This is a genomic window from Enterobacter sp. 302C9 (assembly GCF_034106085.1).
Lineage (GTDB): Bacteria > Pseudomonadota > Gammaproteobacteria > Enterobacterales > Enterobacteriaceae > Enterobacter > Enterobacter asburiae_B.
Genome location: NZ_JAWNBW010000006.1, coordinates 156269 through 177418 on the forward strand (window position 1 = coordinate 156269; position 21150 = coordinate 177418).

Below are 21150 nucleotides of genomic sequence, written 5' to 3' on the forward strand. Positions count from 1 at the left end.
CTCATCGATAAAATAAGAACATTTTATTGATAATTTGTTTACATGTTTTTGAGGTTCAGATATAGCTTTTTAGCGCAGGTTTTCCGAAACCTGACGAAAAACACAACATCGCTCGCCGCAAATTAAAAAAATAGCCGTCGGCGCGCAACGCTCACTTTGGATAGGGTAAACGTTATGGACGGTACTACGCTGTTGCCGCTGATCGGGATACCGATCGTGGTTATTGGTTTTGCACTGCGCTTCAACCCGCTGCTGGTGGTCGTAGTGGCGGGGCTGGCGACGGGTCTGCTGGTCGGTATGGATTTCGGGATGCTGCTGGAGACCTTTGGCGAAAAGTTCGTGAATAGCCGATCGCTGGCGACCTTCATTCTGATCCTGCCCGTGATTGGTCTGCTGGAATATTACGGGCTCAAGGAGCGCGCCCAGGCCTGGGTGGCGAAGATCGCCAGCGCGACCTCGGCGCGTATTCTGATGCTCTATTTTGTCGCCCGTGAAGGCACCGCCGCGCTGGGGCTGATGTCGCTGGGCGGTCATGCCCAGACGGTGCGTCCGCTGCTGGCGCCGATGGCCGAAGGGGCGGCGCTGAACGAATACGGCGAGCTGCCGCAGCACATCCGTGACAAAATCAAAGCCCATGCCGCCGCGTGCGACAACATCGCTGTCTTCTTTGGGGAAGATATCTTTATTGCCTTTGGCGCGGTGCTGCTGATTGACGCCTTCCTGAAAGAGAACGGCATTGCGGGCATCGAACCGCTGCATATCGGCCTGTGGGCCATCCCAACCGCCATTGCGGCATTAATTATTCATATGACGCGCCTGCTGCGCCTGGATGCCAGCATCCGTCGCGACGTCATGGCCTGGCGCGCGGAGCAGGGCACGCAGGGGGCCGCGCAATGATGACGATTATCACCATTAACCGCGTGTACTACCTGATCGGCTTCGTCGTGATGCTGCTGGTTGTGATGACCCTGCGCGATCGCGCCAATCCGAAGCGTTTTACCACGGCGCTGTTCTGGTTCTTATTCGGCGGGATCTTCCTGTTCGGCGACCTGATGGTGCAGGAGCTGGGTAAATCGCTGGCGTACCGGATCGTTGGCGGCGGCGTTATCGCTATCGCGCTGCTGGCGGGCTTTGGTCTGGTCGGAAAAGGCCACTATAAAATGTCCACCGAAGACGAACGTCTCGCGTCGTCAAACCGCCTCAAAAACTGGTTGTTCCTGCCCGCGCTGATGATCCCGGTGGTGACGGTTATAGGCACCCTGTTCCTGAAGGGCGTGTCGGTTGGCGGCGTGTTCCTGCTCGATCAGAAACAGCTTACCCTGGCGGCGCTGTGCGTAGCCTGCGTCGCGGCGATCCTCACCGGCTGGTGGCTAACCAAAGGCACGCCGCTGCACGCCATTCGTCAGTCTCGTCGTCTTGTCGATACTATCGGCTGGGCGGTGATCCTGCCGCAGATGCTGGCCATGCTCGGCGGCGTGTTCGTGGCGGCCAATACCGGTGACTCGGTGCAGAAGGTGGTGAGCCTGTTCGTTAACCCGGATAACCGCTTTATGCTGGTGGTGATTTACTGCGTGGGGATGGCGCTGTTTACCATGATCATGGGAAATGCGTTTGCGGCCTTCCCGGTGCTGAGCACGGGGATCGCCTTGCCGTTTCTGATCAACGTGCATCACGGCAACCCGGCGCCGCTGCTGGCGATTGGCATGTACGCGGGCTACTGCGGCACGCTGATGACGCCGATGGCCGCTAACTTCAATATCGTTCCCGCCGCGCTGCTGGAGCTGAAAGACAAATATCAGGTGATCAAGATCCAGATCCCGACCGCGTTAACCCTGCTGGTGGTGAACGTGTTCCTCATGTATTTCCTCGTGTTTCGCTAAGGAGCTGTTATGGAATTAACGCAACATCAGGCTGACGCGTTTGCCCGCATGCCTTTGACCTATTTGCGCCAGGAATACCCGAACCACATCATGCACCTGCTGAATGATGATGGTGACGTTCTGCCGCCGCGCGAACTGCACCCCATTTTCTACGGCTGTTTCGACTGGCACTCGGCGGTGCACGGCTACTGGCTGCTGCTGCGCTGCGTGCGCCTCTACCCGGAGCTGCCGAGCCGGGACGCGATCGTCGCGCTTGTCGACAAGCACCTGACGGAAGAGAACGTGGCGAAGGAGCTGGCCTATTTCACCGCGCCGTTCCGCGCCTCGTTTGAGCGCCCGTATGGTTACGGCTGGCTGCTGGCGCTGGCCCAGGAGCTAAAGCAGTCGTCGCTGCCGCAGGCCGAAGGCTGGTACCGGACGCTTGAGCCGTTAACCCAGGATATTCGTAACCGCCTGGTGGATTACCTCAGCAAGCTCACCTATCCGATCCGCGTCGGGACGCACTACAACACGGCGTTTGCCCTCGCGCTGGCGCTCGATTACGCGCGAGCCGTGGAGGATAGCGCGCTTGAGCAGGCGATTGTCACGGCGGCGGAGCGGTTTTATCTCGCCGACACGCGCTATCCGGCCCACTACGAGCCCGGCGGTGATGAGTATATTTCCGGCGCGCTGACGGAAGCGCTGCTGATGAGCAAGGTGCAGAAAGACTTCCCGGCCTGGTTTGACGCGTTTCTCCCGGAGGCGGGCACCATTGCGGCGCTGATGAACCCGGCGGAAGTGAGCGATCGTACCGACCCGAAAATTGCCCATCTCGACGGGTTAAACCTCAGCCGCGCCTGGTGCATGAAGCATATTGCCAGAGCGCTTCCCGCAAACCATCCGGCGCAGCAGGCGCTTCGCGAGGCGGTGACGAAACACCTGACGGCTAGCGTTGAGCATGTGGTCGGCAGCCACTACAGCGGCGGGCACTGGCTGGCGAGCTTTGCGCTGCTGGCGCTGGAGTAAACGAACGCGCCGTCTTTCTTGCCGGGTGGCGCTGCGCTTACCCGGCCTACATTGTGCAAAGCTTCCTTGTAGGCCCGTGCAAGCGTAGCGCCGCCGGGCGAATCAGGCTGATGCCCAAACTGCAGGCGCAGCCTAAATTTCTTTATTTTTAATGCGATTAATATCTTAATCGGTTATTTTTCCGTCATTTGTCTCGAAACAGATATCTTTTTTACTATCGCAAAAGTGTACGATACGTGGTCATATATCCATGTGAAAAGAGTGGTTAATATGGCTGTTATACCTTTGTTACCAAAAGAAGGAATCGCGCTTGCATTGGCAAACATGAGGATTGCAAGAGCGCATGGTATGAGTAGAAATATGGCTATCCCTACAACCTATCTTTGGTTTTATCAAAAAGTAAGAAATAAGGGGCCTTGGGATTACAAGCAGGGACACCCTGAGTTAGCGAACTTTGGTAACTTCAATTATGGTTCGGCTGGCTATGCTGCCGGGATACCATCAGAAACGTTATTGATGGGGGCAGGATGGGCGCAGGAAAGAGCTAAAACCTCCAAAAAGAAATGGGGGCACTGGTATCAAAAACCGCCATATGGGGATGATCCTCACGATCAGTTTTGGATAAGTCAAGGGATTGAATATGCAAAGAAACACGGTTATTAAACGGCTTCATTATTTACTCACAACGATTTTATTGATCATTGTTTGCGGGTTTCTGACATATCAATATTATTTTAATGCACCTCCTCACGATAGCTTTGTCAGCAAACAGAAACTATCTGATACCGTCACACTGTACATAACAAAGTATGATGACGGAGGAGCTACGGTGTCGGATGTTTACCGCTTCTATTTAGATAAAGACAGCAGCGGGAACATTATGAAGGCCCTTAAAGAACGCTCGCCGTTCCTTGAAGCCAATACAAGCAATGTTACAGCTTCTGCTTATGGGAACACGGTAAATATAAAAATCACAGGTAAGGTTTATTCATTCACTAATTCGGAACTGTTCTATGCAGATGGTGTAGCGATCATGCCTGTAATTAACCTCATAGCAAATGGAATAAGAGATTAATTAGCATAAGGAGTTTTAGAAATGGCTGTACCAGTACACCTCTTTTTGAAAGACGATGGTGGAGCAATGATCCGTGGCGGTTCTGATGTTGCAGACCGTGAAGGAAGCATAGAGCTTAGAGATCTGATCCATAACCTGAGCATTCCAACAGATGAGGCAACAGGTAAACTTACAGGTACAAGGCAACACTCAGCTTTCAGCTTAACAAAAGCAATTGATTCATCTTCACCCTATCTATACAAAGCAGTGGCTACAGGTCAAACGCTTCAAAGTGCTGAATTAAAGTTCTATCACATCAATGATGCTGGTCAGGAAGTGGAATACTTCAATATTCTTATGGAAGGTGTGAAAGTCATTTCAATAACTCCAGTTATGCATGATACAAGAGATTGTCCCGGTACTGGTCACCTGGAAAATGTATCTTTGCGATACGCAAAAATCACATGGAAAATCCTGGACGGAAATATTCAATACACTGATGCGTGGAATGAACGCCTTACAGCGTAGGCGTTATAAACGAGCAGCGCCGAAAGGCGCTGCAACAGTTTACGCTGATGCCCGAACTGCAGGGCGCAGCCGACTCACGCTAAACAACACCGATCCCGTTGAGGCGATGACGGCTATCCACAGCGCAAAATGCACGGCCCGGCCATGGTCTGATCCGGCCGTCGCAAGCAGCACGCCCACCGCGGCGGCACCGAGACACTGGCCGAATGTCCTTACAATCGACAACACGCCGGAGGCATAGCTGGCATATTCCCGCGCCACGTTAGAGAGCATCTCCCGGTTATTGGGGCTCTGGAAGCAGCCAAACCCAATCCCGCAAACCAGACTGCGCAAGCAGATATTCCATGCGGATGGGCTGTCCGGCAACGTCGCCAGCAGGACCAGTCCACAGACAAAAATCATCAGCCCGATTGTCGAGATCAGCGGCGCGGAAATCGTATCTGCCCAGCGTCCCGCGTGCGGCGCGATCAGCACGATGCCAATCGGCCACGGGGTGAACAGCAGCGCGGAGACCACCGGGCTGTAGCCATACACGCTCTGAAACAGAAACGGCAGCGCGACAAAGGTGATGCCCTGACTGACAAACGAGGCCAGCGAGGTCAGGGCGGCGAGGGTAAAGCGTCCGTTTTTAAACATGACGGGCGGCAGGATGGGACTTCGCGCGCGCCGAATCCGCCAGATAAAGGCGAGGGCGCTGACCAGCGCGAGCAGCCCCCAGCCCGTGGCCACCTGGTTGATGTTTTGCGTCACGTGCTGAAGGCTGTCGGCCAGCATGATTGCTGAACCTAACAGCACGGCGGAGAGCATGGCGCCCGGCGCGTCAAAGGGCGAGCGGTCAACGGCCGTTTCCCGCGGCAAGGCCCGCCACGCCAGCAGCAGGGCGACGCTGCCCGGAACAATGTTAATGGCGAACAGCCACTGCCAGCTCAGCGCGTCCAGTATGGTTCCGCCAAGCACGGGGGCAATCGCCGTGCTGGAGGCGATAAGCAGGGCGTGCAGCCCCAGAATACGGCCAAGCAGTCGACCCGGAAAAACGGATCGCAGGATCGCCGGGGCGATACTCAGGGTGGCCGCGCCGCCGATGCCCTGCAGAATACGCATGCCGGTTAACATTTCCGGCGTCGCTGCCAGCGCGCAGCCGAGCGAGGTGAGCGTAAAGGTGGCAAGCCCGGCAAGAAACACCGGGCGATAGCCCACGTGCGCCGCCAGCGCCGCGAAGATGGCTAACGTCATTGCCGCTGAAAGCAGGTAACCGTTGGAGAACCAGACCGCAACGTTTGCGGGTACCTGCATCGCCCTTGCCATGGAGGGCAGCGCGATGTTGATCATGGTGCCGTCAAAGACGCCCATCAGCGTGGTGGTCATGACGGCGGCCATGACCCGGGCGCGTTCATGACCGGGTAAGCCTTCATCGCCGGGCAGGTTTGAAAATAGCGTCATCGTCGTTACTCCGCATAAGAATAGTGATGACGAAACTATAAGCATGCGGTATACAGGGCGGAAGACGCATCAGCTGCACTTAACTGTTGCATATAACGCCTTATCTTAGGAGTCACCGTGTCCGATCCTGACTTTAACCTTCTGGTTGCGCTCGACGTTCTGCTGGCCGAAGCCAGCGTGGCGGGCGCGGCGCGACGTTTGAACCTCAGCACCTCCGCCATGAGCCGCACCCTAAGCAGGCTGCGGGAGGTGACCGGCGATCCTATTCTGGTGAGGGCCGGGCGTCATATGGTGCTGACGCCCTGGGGAGAAGCCACGCGGGACCGCGCCAGAACTGCCGTGCATGAGGCGAGGGCGGTGCTGCAGCCCTCCACCGACGCGCTGAAGGTTGAAAATCTCGAGCGGCTGTTCACCATCAGAGCCAACGACGGCTTTGTGGTGGCGTTTGGGCCACTGCTGATTGCGGCGGTGGCGAGCGTTGCGCCCGGGGTGTGCATCCGCTTCTCGCCGAAACCTGAAAAAACCTCGCGCTATTTGCGTGAGGGGCTGGTCGACCTGGAGATCGGCGTGCAGAGCAATATGGGGCCGGAAATACGGCTGCAACGGCTCTTTAAGGATCGGTTTGTTGGCGCGGTGCGTAAGGGACATCCGCTGTCATTACGACCTGACGTCAGCCTTGACGATTATGTCGCGTGGGGCCATGTGGTGGCCTCGCCGGACGGATCGCTACACGGGTTTGTCGATGACGCGCTGGCGGAACGGGGGATGAAACGCAAGGTCGCCAGCGTGGTGCCCGGATTTCCAACGGCGCTATCCGTGGCGCTGGCGTCCGATCTGATTGCCATGGTGCCGGCGCTGTACCTGCTCAATCAGCCGATGAACGAGCGCGTACACGTCTTTGAACTGCCGTTTAAAACCCGGACCATTACGGTGTCACAGATGTGGCATCCGCGCATGGAAAGGGACCCGGGACATCGATGGCTCAGGGAAAAGGTACTGGAAGTGTGTCGGGCCGTGCGCTGACGCTCAGGCCACTTTTCCCGGCACGGAGAGGATGAAGCGCGTCGATGCCGCATCCGATTCCACGCGGACTTTTCCGTGGTGCGCGGAGACGATGGACTTCACGATGGCAAGCCCGATCCCGCTGCCTTCGCCTTTGCGCTGCCTTGACGGATCGACGCGATAGAAACGGTCAAACAGCTTTGGCAGATGCTCTTGCGGGATCGGCGTACCGGGATTTTCTATCATCAGTTCAACGTCGTTATCCTGTTCTCTGATGGAGACCGTCACCGCTTTACCGGCTGGCGTATAGCGCAGGGCATTGGAGAGCAGATTATTCATTGCTCTCCGGAACATCTGCGGATCGCCTTCTATCAGGCAGGGCATCCCGTTAAATTTCAGCGTAACGTTGCGTTCTTCCGCCCAGGCTTCGAAGAAATCGAAGACTTTCATGACCTCCGCACTTAAATCAAACACCACCCGGTCAGGGATGAGCTGGTTATTATCCGCCTGCGCCAGGAAAAGCATGTCGCTGACCATGCGGGTCATCCGGTTGTACTCTTCAAGGCTGGAGTACAGAACATCTTCCAGCTCTTTCTGCGAGCGGTTCTGGCTCAGCGCGATTTCCGTTTGCGTCACCAGGTTGGTGATGGGGGTTCTGATTTCATGCGCGATATCGGCGGAAAAATTCGCCTGGCGGGTAAAGACATCTTCAATCTTTTCGATCATATGGTTGAAGGAGATGACCAGCTGTTCCAGCTCAACGGGCACGCGGGACGGCTCCAGCCGCGCGTCGAGGTTTTCTGAAGTGATATTTTTAATGGCGTTGCTGACGTTACGCAGGGGCAAATGACCCTGACGAACCGCGATGCGAATGACAAGAATAATCAGCAGGCTGATCGCCGCGGCAATCGCCAGGAGATTCTTTTTCAGCGCCTCAAGGTAGTGCAGATGAAAATTGATGGAGAGCCCGATCAGCATCACGTAGCCCTGCGTTTTGCCCTGCAGCGTCGCCGTGCCTGAAGAGGCGATAATCCGGTACGTTTCCATTTTCATGTCGGACCCGGCGTGCATGTTTGCGGCAGGGTCTTCAACCGTCCAGAGAAACACATCCTGCGCGCGGCGGTGTTCGCTGAAGTCCGCCGCGTTCATCGCAGGGCGCAGTGCTGCCCCTTGCGCCGAGCTGAACAGGATATTGCCCTGCGGATCCAGGAGCAGGACGGCCACATTGCGGTAGCTGGCGATAGACTCTTTGATTTTACTGATTTTCTTTTGGTCAGGATCGACCGGAGACTGCAGGATGCGGTGCATCGCGGTGCTGATTTGCTGCAGGTCGCTGACATCCTGCTCGGCGAAGTGCTTTTCAACGGAATGCAGCATAAACCAGGTAAAGGCGAAAAAGGCCAGTATCGTGGAGAGACTGATAAAAAAGGTCAGCCGCAGGGCAAGCGAAAAAGGGCGCCCGGGAAGCTTAACGCGCATCCGGCACCTCCAGCATATAGCCTACGCCGCGCACCGTCTGGATCAGCTTAGGTTCATAATCGTTATCGATTTTCGCGCGAAGCCGCTTTACCGCCACGTCAATTGCGTTTGTGTCGCTGTCAAAATTCATGTCCCACACCTGGGAGGCAATCAGGGAGCGGGGTAGCACCTCTCCCTGATGACGCAGGAAAAACTCCAGCAGGCTGAACTCTTTGCTGGTTAACGAGATGCGGCTTCCGGCCCGGCTTACCTTTCTCGACACGAGGTCAACCGTCAGGTCCGCCACCTGAAGCTGGCTTTCCGCGATCACCGTATTTCCGCGTCTCAACAGCGTCCTCACCCGGGCGAGCAGCTCGGCAAAAGCGAATGGCTTAATCAGATAGTCATCCGCGCCCAGCTCAAGCCCTTTAACCCGGTGTTCAATCGTGCCGAGAGCCGTGAGTAACAGGATGGGCATCCCTTTTCCCGCAGAGCGGAGCATGCGGACAATGTCCCAGCCGTTCACATCGGGCAGCATGATATCCAGAATCAGCAGATCGTATTCAGCGGTCATGGCGAGATGGTAGCCGTTCAGGCCATTATCCGCGTGGTCAACCACAAACCCCGCTTCAGTCAGCCCCTTACTCAGGTACTCACCGGTTTTCATTTCGTCTTCGACGATCAGTATTTTCATCGTGCTCCCCTGACTGGCTGCTGATGACATTCTAGTGAGCGTACCGCCGTTAACAATGACTTACGCTAAAAATGACAACATTGTCATTATCCTGTCACCCGTCAAACAGGATGCGTTGCGTAGAGTAGCCCTAAAACTACTCTGGACTTTATTTGAACCGTTATGTTCCTGTTAAAACGACTAAGCATCAGTACGGTATTTATTCTGGCAGGCTGCGTCTCGCTGGCCCCGGAGTACCAGCGGCCGGAGGCACCTGTCCCCCGGCAGTTTTCGCTCTCCCGTAACGGCCTGACGCCCGCGGCGGCAGGGTATCAGGATACCGGCTGGCGCAACTTTTTCGTCGACCCTCAGGTTGCCGGGCTGATTACGGAGGCCCTGAAGAACAATCGCGATCTGAAAATGGCCGCCCTGAAGGTCGAAGAGGCCCGGGCGCAGTTCAACGTGACGGATGCGGATCGCTACCCTCAGCTGAATGCCTCCTCGGGCATCACGTACAGCGGCGGGCTGAAAAGTGACAAACCCACCGCGCAGCAGTACGACGCTGGCCTTGCGCTTAGCTATGAACTCGATTTCTTCGGCAAGCTGAAGAACATGAGCGAGGCCGACCGACAAAACTTTTTCGCGAGCGAAGAGGCCCGTCGCGCGGTGCATATCCTGCTCGTCTCTAACGTTTCCCAGAGCTATTTCAACCAGCAGCTGGTGTATAAACAGCTGCGTATCGCGCAGGATACGCTGAAAAATTACCGGCAGTCTTATGCGTTCGTTGAGCAGCAGCTGGTGACGGGCAGTACGAGCGTCCTTGCGCTGGAACAGGCCCGGGGACAGATCGAAAGCACGCAGGCAGAGATTGCCAAAAGAGAGGGGGAGCTGGCGCAGGCCAATAACGCCCTGCAGCTGGTCCTCGGCACGTATCGCGCGCTCCCGGGCGACGGCGGCATGAACGCCAGCGATGTCGCCCCGGTAAAACTGCCTCCCCATCTTTCCTCCGCGATACTGCTGCAGCGCCCGGATATTATGGAGGCGGAGTATCAGCTTAAAGCGGCCGATGCGAATATCGGTGCGGCGCGCGCCGCCTTTTTCCCGTCCATATCTCTCACCAGCGGGCTATCAACCGGAAGCACGGAGTTGTCCAGCCTCTTTACTTCCGGGAGCGGGATGTGGAATTTTATTCCTAAAATAGAAATTCCCATTTTTAATGCGGGCAGAAATAAGGCCAACCTGAAGCTGGCCGAAATTCGCCAGCAGCAGTCGGTGGTTAATTACGAACAAAAAATTCAGTCCGCCTTTAAACAGGTTGCCGACGCGCTCGCGCTGCGGGACAGCATTAACCAGCAGCTTGCTGCACAACAGCGGTATCTGGATTCGCTCCGCATCACCCTACAGCGGGCCAGAGGGTTATATTCCAGCGGCGCGGTCAGCTATATCGAAGTGCTTGACGCGGAGCGTTCTCTTTTCTCTACCCAGCAAAATATTCTCGACCTTATTTATGCCCGGCAGGTTAATGAAATTAATCTCTTCACCGCGCTCGGCGGCGGTTGGGTCGAATAATCTTATTTAATTAAACAGGAAAATAACCATGCGCAATTCACTTAAGGTCGTTGTATTTGGTGCAATCTCCATTGTGTTTTCTGCCGGCCTCCAGGCTGAGGTTCATCAGCACGAGATGATGAGTGCTGCCAGCGAAGGGACATCAGAGCAGGTCATCACGGGAACCGGCATCGTGAAGGACATTGATCTCACGAATAAAAAAGTCACGATTTCCCATGAAGCGATCCCGGAAATTGGCTGGCCCGCGATGACCATGCGTTTCACCTTTATTCAGGCTGACGAGAGTATCAATGCCTTAAAAGTCGGCAGCCAGGTGAATTTCTCGTTTGTTCAGCAGGGCAATCTCTCTTTACTCAAGAGCATTAAATAGCGAGACGCGGCATGGCCTCAGTAAAAATAAAATATGCTGCCATGATAGTCAGCAGCCTTATTGCGGGAGGGCTGATATCGGTGACGGCATGGCAGGTTTTTCATTCATCTGTAAAAACGGAAAATAGCGCACCAGAAAGAAAGGTGCTTTTCTGGTATGACCCGATGAAGCCAGACGTTAAATTCGATAAGCCCGGCAAATCGCCGTTTATGGATATGGATCTGGTACCGAAATATGCGGATGAAAACGACAATAAAAGCAGTGCCGGTATCCGTATTGACCCGACGCAGGTTCAGAACCTGGGATTAAAAACGCAAAAGGTGACGCGCGGAACGCTGAACTATGCCCAGACGATCCCGGCCAACGTCAGCTACAACGACTATCAGTTTGTCATTGTGCAGGCGCGCGCGGAAGGGTTCGTGGAGAAAGTGTACCCGCTGACGACGGGCGATAAGGTGAAGAAAGGCACGCCGCTCGTTGATATAACCATTCCTGACTGGGTAGAGGCGCAGAGCGAGTTTCTGCTGTTATCCGGCACCGGCGGAACGCCGACGCAAATCAAAGGGGTTCTGGAACGGCTTCGGCTGGCGGGTATGCCGGATGAGGATATTCAGAGGCTGCGTGCGACCCGCACTATTCAGACCCGGTTTACCATCAGGGCGCCGATCGACGGAGCGATCACGGCCTTTGATCTGCGTACCGGCATGAATATTTCCAAAGATAAGGTGGTGGCGCAAATTCAGGGGATGGATCCGGTCTGGATCGGCGCGGCAGTGCCTGAATCCATTGCTTATCTGCTGAAAGAGACCTCGCAGTTTGCGGTTTCGATACCGGCTTATCCGGATAAATCATTCCCGGTTGATAAATGGAGTCTTCTGCCGAGCGTGGATCCAACCACCCGTACGCTGCAGGTGCGCCTGCAGGTCTCTAACAGGGATGGGCTGCTGAAACCGGGCATGAACGCGTACCTGAAGCTGAATACTCAAAGTCAGGAAATGCTGCTGATCCCTTCCCAGGCCGTTATTGATACCGGCAAAGAACAGCGCGTGATTACGGTTGATGCGGACGGGAATTTTGTACCGAAAAGGATCCACGTTCTGCATGAATCTCAGCAGCAGTCCGGCATTGGTAGCGGACTGGAAGAAGGGGAGTCGGTAGTGGTCAGCGGTCTGTTCCTGATTGACTCGGAGGCCAATATTACCGGCGCGCTGGAGCGCATGCGTCACGCTGAAGCCGCTGACGACGCGCATTCTGGCCATTAAGGAGACGATGATGATTGAATGGATTATCCGGCGGTCGGTCGCCAACCGTTTCCTGGTCATGATGGGGGCGCTGTTCCTCAGCGTCTGGGGGACGTGGACCATCATCAACACCCCGGTCGATGCTTTGCCCGACCTCTCTGACGTGCAGGTGATTATCAAAACCAGCTATCCCGGCCAGACCCCGCAGATTGTTGAAAATCAGGTCACCTATCCACTGACTACCACCATGCTGTCGGTTCCCGGCGCAAAGACCGTGCGCGGTTTTTCGCAATTTGGCGATTCGTACGTGTACGTCATTTTTGAAGACGGCACCGATTTGTACTGGGCCCGTTCGCGCGTGCTGGAGTATCTGAACCAGGTTCAGGGCAAGCTGCCTGCCGGCGTGAGCTCTGAAATCGGTCCTGATGCCACGGGCGTGGGCTGGATATTTGAGTATGCGCTGGTGGATCGCAGCGGAAAACACGATCTCGCAGAGTTGCGCTCGTTGCAGGACTGGTTCCTGAAATTTGAACTGAAAACGATTCCTAACGTGGCCGAAGTGGCCTCCGTCGGCGGCGTGGTGAAGCAGTATCAGATCCAGGTCAATCCGTTAAAACTGGCTCAGTACGGCATTAGCCTGCCGGAGGTTAAGCAGGCACTTGAGTCGTCTAACCAGGAGGCGGGGGGATCGTCAGTTGAAATGGCGGAAGCGGAGTATATGGTCCGGGCCAGCGGCTATCTGCAGACGATGGATGATTTCAATAACATTGTCCTGAAAGCCGGAGAGAACGGGGTACCGATTTATCTTCGCGATGTCGCCCGCGTACAAACGGGGCCGGAAATGCGCCGCGGCATTGCCGAATTAAACGGGCAGGGGGAAGTTGCGGGTGGCGTGGTGATCCTGCGTTCAGGTAAAAATGCGCGTGAAGTCATCACGGCGGTGAAAGATAAGCTGGAGACGCTGAAGGCCAGCCTGCCGGAAGGCGTTGAGATTGTGACCACCTACGATCGCAGCCAGCTCATCGATCGGGCAATCGACAATCTGAGTTCCAAACTGCTCGAAGAGTTTATCGTGGTGGCCATCGTCTGCGCACTGTTCCTGTGGCACGTCCGCTCTGCGCTGGTCGCGATTATCTCTCTGCCGCTTGGCCTGTGTATTGCCTTTATCGTCATGCATTTCCAGGGGTTGAACGCCAACATTATGTCGCTGGGCGGCATTGCCATTGCCGTTGGCGCGATGGTGGATGCCGCCATCGTCATGATTGAAAACGCGCACAAACGGCTGGAGGAGTGGGATCACCAGCATCCGGGAGAGCAGATTGATAACGCCACGCGCTGGAAGGTGATCACCAACGCCTCTGTCGAGGTTGGCCCCGCGCTGTTTATCAGTCTGCTGATTATCACCTTATCCTTCATTCCCATCTTTACTCTTGAGGGGCAGGAAGGGCGGCTGTTTGGTCCGCTGGCCTTCACCAAAACGTACTCCATGGCGGGTGCGGCCGCGCTGGCCATCATCGTTATCCCCATCCTGATGGGATTCTGGATCCGGGGTAAAATTCCCGCTGAGACCAGTAACCCACTGAACAGGCAGCTGATTAAAGCCTACCATCCGCTACTGATTAGAGTGCTCCACAGGCCAAAAACAACCCTGCTGGTTGCGGCCTTGTCCATCTTCACGGTGATCTGGCCTCTCAGCCAGGTGGGCGGCGAGTTTTTACCGAAGATCAACGAAGGCGATCTGCTGTATATGCCGTCAACATTGCCGGGTGTTTCTCCGGCAGAAGCAGCGGCGCTGTTACAGACCACGGACAAGTTAATCAAAACCGTGCCAGAAGTGGCCTCCGTTTTTGGTAAAACGGGTAAGGCTGAGACCGCAACGGATTCCGCGCCGCTCGAGATGGTGGAAACCACGATTCAGCTCAAGCCTGAGAATGAGTGGCGGCCCGGCATGACGATTGACAAGATTATTGACGAACTCGACAAGACCGTTCGATTGCCCGGCCTGGCGAACCTCTGGGTTCCGCCCATTCGTAACCGCATCGATATGCTTTCCACCGGGATCAAAAGCCCGATTGGTATCAAGGTGTCGGGTACCGTTCTGTCGGATATCGACGCCACGGCGCAGAGCATCGAGGCGGTAGCCAAAACGGTGCCGGGCGTGGTGTCTGCCCTGGCTGAACGTCTGGAGGGCGGGCGCTACATTGACGTTGATATCAAGCGGGAAAAAGCCTCGCGCTACGGGATGACGGTGGGCGATGTGCAGCTGTTCGTCTCCTCGGCCATCGGCGGGGCGACGGTGGGGGAAACGGTGGAAGGCGTCGCCCGGTACCCGATTAATATCCGCTATCCCCAGGACTACCGGAACAGCCCGAACGCGTTAAAGCAAATGCCGATCCTGACGCCGATGAAACAGCAGATCACGCTGGGCGATGTGGCGGATATCAACGTGGTTTCCGGCCCCACGATGCTGAAAACGGAGAATGCCCGCCCTGCGAGCTGGATTTATATTGATGCCCGCGGCAGGGATATGGTGTCGGTGGTGAACGACATTAAGACGGCCATCAGTCAGAACGTAAAGCTGAGGCCGGGTACCAGCGTGTCATTCTCCGGGCAGTTTGAGCTGCTCGAACACGCCAACAAGAAACTGAAGCTGATGGTGCCGATGACGGTGATGATCATCTTCATTCTGCTGTATCTGGCGTTCCGCCGCGTGGATGAAGCGCTGCTGATCCTGATGAGCCTGCCGTTCGCCCTGGTCGGGGGAATATGGTTCCTCTACTGGCAGGGCTTCCATATGTCTGTGGCAACCGGCACCGGCTTTATCGCCCTGGCCGGGGTGGCGGCAGAATTTGGCGTAGTCATGCTGATGTATTTGCGTCATGCAGTTGAGGCTCAGCCGGCGTTGTCCCATCGGGACACGTTCACTGAACAGGGGCTTGATGACGCCCTTTACCATGGCGCCGTGCTGCGCGTGCGGCCAAAGGCCATGACTGTCGCGGTGATTATTGCCGGCCTGCTGCCCATTCTTTGGGGAACGGGGGCAGGGTCAGAGGTCATGAGTCGGATAGCGGCGCCGATGATTGGCGGGATGATCACGGCGCCGTTGTTATCCCTGTTTATTATTCCTGCGGCGTATAAGTTAATCTGGCTGCGCAGGCATAAAAAGCCATAAAAAAACCCGCCATCGCTGGCGGGTTTTTTACGGGATGAACCCTTAGCGCGCTGTTTTAGCACGCGTCTGGCTGAGAAGCTTGCGCCAGGCACGATTATGCAGAGTAAACAGCAGCATCTTATAGAAGGCGGTGGAAAGGATACAGCTGCCGCTAAGCAGTAGCATGCCGATACTCACTAGCGCCGCGGTCAGACTGACGCCCGGAGCTGCGCTACCGCTCAGCGCGACCAGCATATAGGCTGCTGTTAATACCAGGCTTATCACCGCCAGCGTAAGGTGTAACCTCACGGCGCGCATGCTGCCTTTGCCAATCATAAACATCGTCACGCCGTTAAGGCCAGCGAATAGAAGGGCGATCAGGACAACCCAGACGAATACGTGTTCCGCTGACTGGTCGAGTCCTGCGAGTACGCCATACCCCAGCCACAGCTGAGGAATAGCGAAACTGACAATCACCCCGAGGGTACTGATCGCCGCTGGAATACCCATGGTGTGTAGACCTACAGGTTTGCCCATTTCGTCAGCCAACTCAGTTTTTAGCTGTTGCAGCTGTGTCGGGGAGGCATTGCTTATGCTGGTAGCCACCTCGTTACAGCGTTGCAGGCGGCGGTGAAAAACTTTAACCATTTGAATACTCAGCGTTTAGTTAGGCGAAAATGACTGCAACAGACCGACTACATAGCGCCCGGACTGGACGGTGTTTTGAGGATTGCGGATCGTCCCCGTGAGTGAACTGCCCACAAAGGCCGATGCGTTGTTCACGGCACTCATCAGCTCACGTTGCTTCGATTTACTTCTCCAGAACGGCTTATGAAGCGGCAAATAAGCCAAAAGAGCTTCTGATTGTTAAAGATGCCACGCATGTCGATTTATATGATCGTATGGATAAGATCCCGTTCGATAACATCACGGCATTCTTCAATAAATATCTGAATAAAAGATAACTTCCTCAGTAACCGATGCAGTGATCCAAAGGTTACTGCATTGATGTGAGAGGGAAGGCAGCTTTGAGGGTTTTGACTGAACGGTTTATGGCTTATTCTCTGATGTTCATATCGAATTTAACATAATATACATTATGCGCACCAATAAGGAATCAGAAGAAATCTGGCATCTTATGGACACGTTGGGCCTGGATGCTGATGTCCTCTGATAGTGTCTTCTCACGTGCTGCTATCGTCACGCTGATCATCTCACAGTGCATGGCTTACCGTTTTGCCCTGTTGATATAAGCCTGTAAACCCTCTGCAAGAAAATCAAACACCGTTTTGCACGCCTGACTGTGGCGTAAATCCTCATGCATCACCAGCCAGGTGTCCAGATGAAACGCAAAGAAATCAGGCATTATCCTCTGCAACGGCGGAGAAAAATCTGCCAGTTGAACCTGACACATACCGATACCGGCCCCTGCGCGTATAAGGTTTAATTGGGCAATATCACTGTCGGTCCGTACGGTAAACAGATCGCGGTTTAGCTGTGGGTATAATCATCATGGCCGTATTTTCCATCGCCTGCGCATGGCCCTTCAGCTCAACGGCTGCATCCGTGGCCTGCAATCCTGTCTGCGAACGGGTGAATAAAACAAGGCCCAGGGCTGATTCAAGTGCCGCAATGTGGCGTCCGGCGGTTGGCTGGGTAATGGCAAGCCTGCGTGCAGCTCCTGACAGAGACCCTTCATTAATTACGGCCAAAAAGGTGCGATACCATTCCCACGGGATATTTAGCTTCATACAAAAATGCATACCTGCTGGCTTATATTATGCAATTACATTTAGCTCGTGCGGCCCTTAATATGTCAAGCAGATATCCAATAAGGGCCAGACGATGAAAAGCACAAATAAGGTACTGATACTGGGCGCAACCGGTGGAATCGGTGGCGAAATTGCCCGTAAATTGATCCGAGACGAATGGGATGTTCGGGCATTGCGCCGCAGCGCCCCTCAACATGACGATCGGAACGAAAGCATGACCTGGATAAGCGGCGATGCGCAGAATGCTGAACGGGTTGAGGCAGCGGCGTCAGATTGCAGCGTGATTGTCCATGCCGTTAACCCGCCGGGTTATCGAAACTGGGAACAGCTGGTTTTACCCATGCTGCATAACACTATCAACGCAGCGGAGCGAAACGGTGCATTGATCGTTCTGCCGGGCACGATTTATAACTACGGTCCGGATGCTTTTCCCCTCTTACGCGAGGATTCCCCTCAGGATCCGGTTACCCGAAAAGGAGCCATACGCGTGCAAATGGAGAAGGCGCTCTCAACCTATGCTCAGCGTGGCGGAAAGGTGCTCATTTTGCGGGCGGGTGACTTTTTTGGTCCCCTCGCAGGCAACAACTGGTTTTCACAGGGACTGGTAAAACCGGGACATCCACCGAAGGTTATTAAAAATCCCGGGCAACCCGGCGCAGGACATCAGTGGGCTTATCTGCCGGATGTCGCCGAAACCGTTGCGGCACTGCTGGCGCGGCGGGATGAACTCGATCCGTTTTCCTGTTTCCATATGCGTGGACACTGGGATCCTGATGGGACAACGATGACCGCAGCCGTTAAGCACGTCGCGGAGCATGCCGGTATTAAGGCAAAGGTGAAGTCATTTCCATGGTGGCTGGTCTCTGCAATGAGTCCGTTTAACACCACGCTGCGTGAAATGCGGGAGATGCACTATCTCTGGGAGCAGACAATAGAGATGGATAATTCAAAACTGATCGCCTTTTTAGGCCATGAACCTCAGACCCCTCTTGCCGAGGCCGTGCGTTCTACACTAGCGGGCCTGGGCTGTATTTAACATAACCTGCACGTTTAGAAAGGGTTGAAAAATGTCTGATATACTTCAGCTTTTGAAAACGCTGTCGTAAGCAAATGGAAATTGAATTAAATAAAAGTTTTAAAGAGAGAGTTTTCCATGCTGTTATTTTTGAAGTGACGGCCAACGTTATCATCGCGCTGTCACTCGCCTGGCTGATGAACGTGTCGGTACTTCAGTCAGGTTCGTTGTCCGTGATATCTGCACTTACCGCAACGGTCTGGAATTTTATTTTTAATAAGCTCTTTGATTCCCTGCAGAAAAAACATCAGTTTCAACGCACATTTCTCGTTCGCGCAATCCATGCGGTTGGTTTTGAAACGGGACTTATCATCTCCTTAATCCCTGTGGCAATGGTTATGCTGAACCTGACCGTGACGGAGGCATTTTTTGTTGAGATTGGCCTGGTGCTGTTTTTCCTGCCCTATACGATGCTGTTTAACTGGCTTTACGACTACCTGCGCTGGACGTTCGTTGGACGGAAACGTTCGGCGTTATAGCTAAGTGAATCAATGTAAAAAATGAAGAGGAAGAAAAATGCGAAGTCTCCTGACTAAAGGAATTTGTCTTGCGTTAGCGCTGTCGGCCGCCGGGACGGCTCAGGCCGCTAAGAAAGAGATCCATGACGACAAGCTCACCGGGATAACCATTTTCGCTCAAAAAGAGTCTCAGGGAAGCCAATGGGACAGTACAACGGGCGAAGCAAAATATATGGTTAGCTACAAGGTTACGCTTGATAACGCGTCGGGTAAAAGTATTGAGCCGGGCAAAGATAATAAAATGTGTTTCTTCCTGTTTGATAAAAACGGGAAAACATTTATGAGCACCGGCATTGAGCTTGAAATGTTGAAAAAATACAACCCGCGGGACAACAGAACCGGACTGGTCTATTTTTCCAGCTCAAACCCTGACGTTTTAAATATGCCATTTGTCCGCTTCGGCATCGGAAAAGACTGCATAAATTGATGATTGTCACATTGACACGTTCTTTCGTATGGTCGCCCCACTCTCCTTCTATACTGGTTATTTCTCCATCTCATAAAGGAAGGAACCATGTTCGATCATGTGAAATTCGGCGTCAGTGATTACGAAAAAAGTAAAACCTTCTTCCTCCATGCGCTTAAGCCGCTTGGTGTAGAACTCATTGATGAAGGCACGCCAGACTACGGTGTCGAAATGAGTTCAGGCGATGTTTCGTTCTGTCTTTTTCAGACAAATGATAAACCTGCTCCTCTGCATCTGGCGTTTGTGGCCAACACGCGCCAGCAGGTCGATGCGTTTTACCATGCCGCCCTGCGCGCCGGTGGACGCGATAACGGCGGGCCGGGGCTGAGGTCATACGGTGAAAATTACTATGCCGCGTTTGTCATCTCGCCCGATGGCCACAATATTGAGGCTGTGTGCCATGCGCCGGAGGGCGCGTAGCACAAGGCTTTTTCAGTCACTCTCCGAGGTCAACACGACGGAGACCCCTTTTTCCAATACCGCGCGGATCCAGTCCCGATCGGTATTGTCTTCAACGACGATGGTGTTCACCGATGACACATCGCCAATCACAAACGAAGACGCTGTGTTGACCTTTTCCGGAGAAGCCAGGACGACCGTCTCCGCGGCTCTGCCGGAAAATGCACGTTTGATGCACGCTTCTTCGAAATCGCCGGTTGTCAGCCCCGCCTCAGGATGGATCCCTGTCACGCCCATAAAGAACAGATCTGCATGAATATTTTCGATGCCTTCGATCGCTGCAGCGCCAACCGCAACAATGGAGTGCTTATACAAGCGACCGCCGATCAGAATCACCTCGATGGACGGATGATCCACGAGCCGCAGGGCGATGCTCGGGCTGTGCGTAACCACCGTGATGCGCAGGTCAGGAGGGAAAAACGTAATCAGCTCTGAAGTTGTCGTGCCACCGTCAACGATCACCACCTGCCCTGATGAAATCAGCTGAGCCCCTTTCCAGGCGACCCTCTTTTTTGCATCCATCTTCACGGATTGCCGTTCGGCATAGGGAGCAATAGCAGAAGATGACGGCAGCGCGCCGCCGTGAACCCGCTGTAAACGCCCTTCTGCCGCCAGCTCGCGTAAATCACGCCGAATGGTGTCTTCAGAGACGTCAAAGAGCATGCTGAGTGCTTTTGACTGGACCTGACCTTCTGCGCCGAGCTTTTCGAGGATCAATTTTTTTCGCTGACTGGTGAGCATCATGAATTCCTGATGTTGCATGTTTTATCTTGAAAGTGCACGATAATGCTGTTTATGATAATTACTCTACGTAAGGAGGAACAAACGTGCAATCAAAACGTGCAGATGTGCGCATCATTGACAGTGAAACCCTGTCAGATAACTGGTACAACCTTAAAAAATACACCTTCGACCTGCAGCGCCGTGACGGCGAATGGCAAAGACAGCAACGGGAGGTCTACGACCGTGGCAACGGCGCGACTCTTCTTCTCTACAACCGTGAGGAAAAAACGGTGATCCTGACGCGCCAGTTCCGCTTTCCCGTCTTTATCAACGGCCATGAGGACGATTTAATCGAAGCCGCGGCGGGACTGCTGGACAACATGGATCCCGAAAGCCGCATAAAAGCAGAAGCGGAAGAAGAGACAGGGTTTCAGGTTTCGAGCGTGCAGAAAATCTTTGAAGCCTATATGAGCCCGGGCTCCGTCACGGAAAAACTCTATTTTTATCTTGCCGAGTATCAGCCGAAAGACAGAACCGGCGCAGGCGGCGGGATCAAGGCTGAGGGAGAAGATATCGACGTGCTGGAAATGACGCTTGAAGAGGCATTACGCGGCATAGAAACAGGCAAGATTGTCGACGGTAAAACCATCATGCTGCTTTATCATATTGCTCTTAAAGGCATTATGTAGACTGCTGGTTAAAATCCTGATTTTGAATCTGGGTCGGTACGCTTGTCCATTACTCAAATGTAAAGCGGAAAACCTCC

General features: G+C 54.3%; 21 protein-coding genes and 2 pseudogenes. 17 read left to right on the plus strand and 6 right to left on the minus strand.

Annotation, left to right across the window (positions count from 1 at the left end; all coding sequences use genetic code 11):
• The first annotated feature begins 174 nt into the window (after window positions 1-174).
• The 6 genes from UR289_RS13850 to UR289_RS13875 all read left to right on the plus strand — a co-directional run bounded on the left by UR289_RS13850 (window position 175) and on the right by UR289_RS13875 (window position 4467).
• Window positions 175-897, plus strand: a complete 723-nt coding sequence (locus UR289_RS13850; RefSeq protein ID WP_047060902.1) for a DUF969 domain-containing protein — start codon at window positions 175-177, stop codon at window positions 895-897.
• Window positions 894-1880, plus strand: a complete 987-nt coding sequence (locus tag UR289_RS13855; RefSeq protein ID WP_320710520.1) for a DUF979 domain-containing protein — start codon at window positions 894-896, stop codon at window positions 1878-1880. Before UR289_RS13850 ends, UR289_RS13855 begins: the two co-directional genes overlap by 4 nt.
• A 9-nt stretch (window positions 1881-1889) precedes the next feature.
• Window positions 1890-2885 (plus strand): DUF2891 domain-containing protein, encoded by a 996-nt coding sequence (locus UR289_RS13860; RefSeq protein WP_320710522.1) that lies wholly within the window; start codon window positions 1890-1892, stop codon window positions 2883-2885.
• Between the two features lie 270 nt (window positions 2886-3155).
• A complete protein-coding gene (locus UR289_RS13865; RefSeq protein WP_032668456.1) occupies window positions 3156-3548 on the plus strand; it encodes a polymorphic toxin type 44 domain-containing protein in 393 nt (130 codons plus the stop codon).
• Window positions 3526-3960, plus strand: a complete 435-nt coding sequence (locus UR289_RS13870; protein WP_320710523.1) for a hypothetical protein — start codon at window positions 3526-3528, stop codon at window positions 3958-3960. Before UR289_RS13865 ends, UR289_RS13870 begins: the two co-directional genes overlap by 23 nt.
• A gap of 21 nt (window positions 3961-3981) precedes the next feature.
• The gene (locus UR289_RS13875) at window positions 3982-4467 is read left to right on the plus strand and encodes an Hcp family type VI secretion system effector (RefSeq protein ID WP_023311839.1); all 486 of its coding nucleotides are present in this window, start codon (window positions 3982-3984) and stop codon (window positions 4465-4467) included.
• Window positions 4468-4506: 39 nt separating this feature from the next.
• On the opposite strand, the gene UR289_RS13880 is transcribed toward UR289_RS13875, so the two are convergent.
• A complete protein-coding gene (locus tag UR289_RS13880) occupies window positions 4507-5907 on the minus strand; it encodes an MFS transporter (protein ID WP_320710525.1) in 1401 nt (466 codons plus the stop codon).
• A gap of 117 nt (window positions 5908-6024) precedes the next feature.
• Between UR289_RS13880 and UR289_RS13885 the strand changes: the two genes are divergently transcribed.
• Entirely contained in the window at window positions 6025-6930 is a 906-nt protein-coding gene (locus tag UR289_RS13885) for a LysR family transcriptional regulator (protein WP_320710526.1), read from the plus strand.
• Window positions 6931-6933: 3 nt separating this feature from the next.
• On the opposite strand, the gene UR289_RS13890 is transcribed toward UR289_RS13885, so the two are convergent.
• A complete protein-coding gene (locus UR289_RS13890) occupies window positions 6934-8388 on the minus strand; it encodes a Cu(+)/Ag(+) sensor histidine kinase (RefSeq protein WP_320710528.1) in 1455 nt (484 codons plus the stop codon).
• Entirely contained in the window at window positions 8378-9061 is a 684-nt protein-coding gene (locus UR289_RS13895; protein WP_320710529.1) for a copper/silver response regulator transcription factor, read from the minus strand. Before UR289_RS13895 ends, UR289_RS13890 begins: the two co-directional genes overlap by 11 nt.
• A gap of 162 nt (window positions 9062-9223) precedes the next feature.
• On the opposite strand from UR289_RS13895, the gene UR289_RS13900 reads away from it, so the two are divergent.
• From UR289_RS13900 to silA, 4 genes are read left to right on the plus strand one after another with little or no spacing between them, the layout of a single operon-like run.
• Window positions 9224-10609 carry an efflux transporter outer membrane subunit gene (locus UR289_RS13900; RefSeq protein WP_320710531.1) on the plus strand — a complete coding sequence of 462 codons (1386 nt, stop codon included), beginning with the start codon at window positions 9224-9226 and terminating at the stop codon, window positions 10607-10609.
• Window positions 10610-10637: 28 nt separating this feature from the next.
• Entirely contained in the window at window positions 10638-10979 is a 342-nt protein-coding gene (cusF, locus tag UR289_RS13905) for a cation efflux system protein CusF (protein WP_320710533.1), read from the plus strand.
• 11 nt (window positions 10980-10990) lie between these two features.
• Window positions 10991-12241, plus strand: coding sequence for an efflux RND transporter periplasmic adaptor subunit (locus UR289_RS13910; RefSeq protein ID WP_320710534.1), 1251 nt, complete (start codon window positions 10991-10993; stop codon window positions 12239-12241).
• A gap of 10 nt (window positions 12242-12251) precedes the next feature.
• Window positions 12252-15392, plus strand: coding sequence for a Cu(+)/Ag(+) efflux RND transporter permease subunit SilA (gene silA / locus UR289_RS13915; RefSeq protein WP_320710596.1), 3141 nt, complete (start codon window positions 12252-12254; stop codon window positions 15390-15392).
• 42 nt (window positions 15393-15434) lie between these two features.
• Here silA and UR289_RS13920 read toward each other — a convergent pair whose 3' ends face one another.
• Window positions 15435-16019, minus strand: coding sequence for a hypothetical protein (locus UR289_RS13920; protein ID WP_320710536.1), 585 nt, complete (start codon window positions 16017-16019; stop codon window positions 15435-15437).
• 158 nt (window positions 16020-16177) lie between these two features.
• Between UR289_RS13920 and UR289_RS13925 the strand changes: the two are divergent.
• Window positions 16178-16336, plus strand: a pseudogene (locus tag UR289_RS13925) (alpha/beta hydrolase); the annotation flags it as partial.
• Window positions 16337-16599: 263 nt separating this feature from the next.
• Here the strand turns inward: UR289_RS13925 and UR289_RS13930 are convergent.
• Window positions 16600-17122 (minus strand): annotated as a pseudogene (locus UR289_RS13930) (LysR family transcriptional regulator).
• Window positions 17123-17216: 94 nt separating this feature from the next.
• Between UR289_RS13930 and UR289_RS13935 the strand changes: the two are divergent.
• From UR289_RS13935 to UR289_RS13950, 4 genes are all read left to right on the plus strand, one after another.
• Window positions 17217-18179, plus strand: coding sequence for an NAD-dependent epimerase/dehydratase family protein (locus UR289_RS13935; RefSeq protein WP_320710538.1), 963 nt, complete (start codon window positions 17217-17219; stop codon window positions 18177-18179).
• A 74-nt stretch (window positions 18180-18253) separates the two neighbouring features.
• Window positions 18254-18697 (plus strand): PACE efflux transporter, encoded by a 444-nt coding sequence (locus tag UR289_RS13940; protein ID WP_033145563.1) that lies wholly within the window; start codon window positions 18254-18256, stop codon window positions 18695-18697.
• A gap of 37 nt (window positions 18698-18734) precedes the next feature.
• Window positions 18735-19163, plus strand: coding sequence for a DUF4354 family protein (locus tag UR289_RS13945; protein WP_048981345.1), 429 nt, complete (start codon window positions 18735-18737; stop codon window positions 19161-19163).
• Window positions 19164-19250: 87 nt separating this feature from the next.
• Window positions 19251-19622 carry a VOC family protein gene (locus UR289_RS13950; protein WP_047060887.1) on the plus strand — a complete coding sequence of 124 codons (372 nt, stop codon included), beginning with the start codon at window positions 19251-19253 and terminating at the stop codon, window positions 19620-19622.
• A 12-nt stretch (window positions 19623-19634) separates the two neighbouring features.
• Here the strand turns inward: UR289_RS13950 and UR289_RS13955 are convergent, their stop codons facing one another.
• The gene (locus UR289_RS13955) at window positions 19635-20402 is read right to left on the minus strand and encodes a DeoR/GlpR family DNA-binding transcription regulator (RefSeq protein ID WP_320710598.1); all 768 of its coding nucleotides are present in this window, start codon (window positions 20400-20402) and stop codon (window positions 19635-19637) included.
• 86 nt (window positions 20403-20488) lie between these two features.
• Between UR289_RS13955 and UR289_RS13960 the strand changes: the two genes are divergently transcribed.
• Window positions 20489-21073 (plus strand): GDP-mannose pyrophosphatase, encoded by a 585-nt coding sequence (locus UR289_RS13960; protein ID WP_219939645.1) that lies wholly within the window; start codon window positions 20489-20491, stop codon window positions 21071-21073.
• Window positions 21074-21150: the final 77 nt, after the last annotated feature.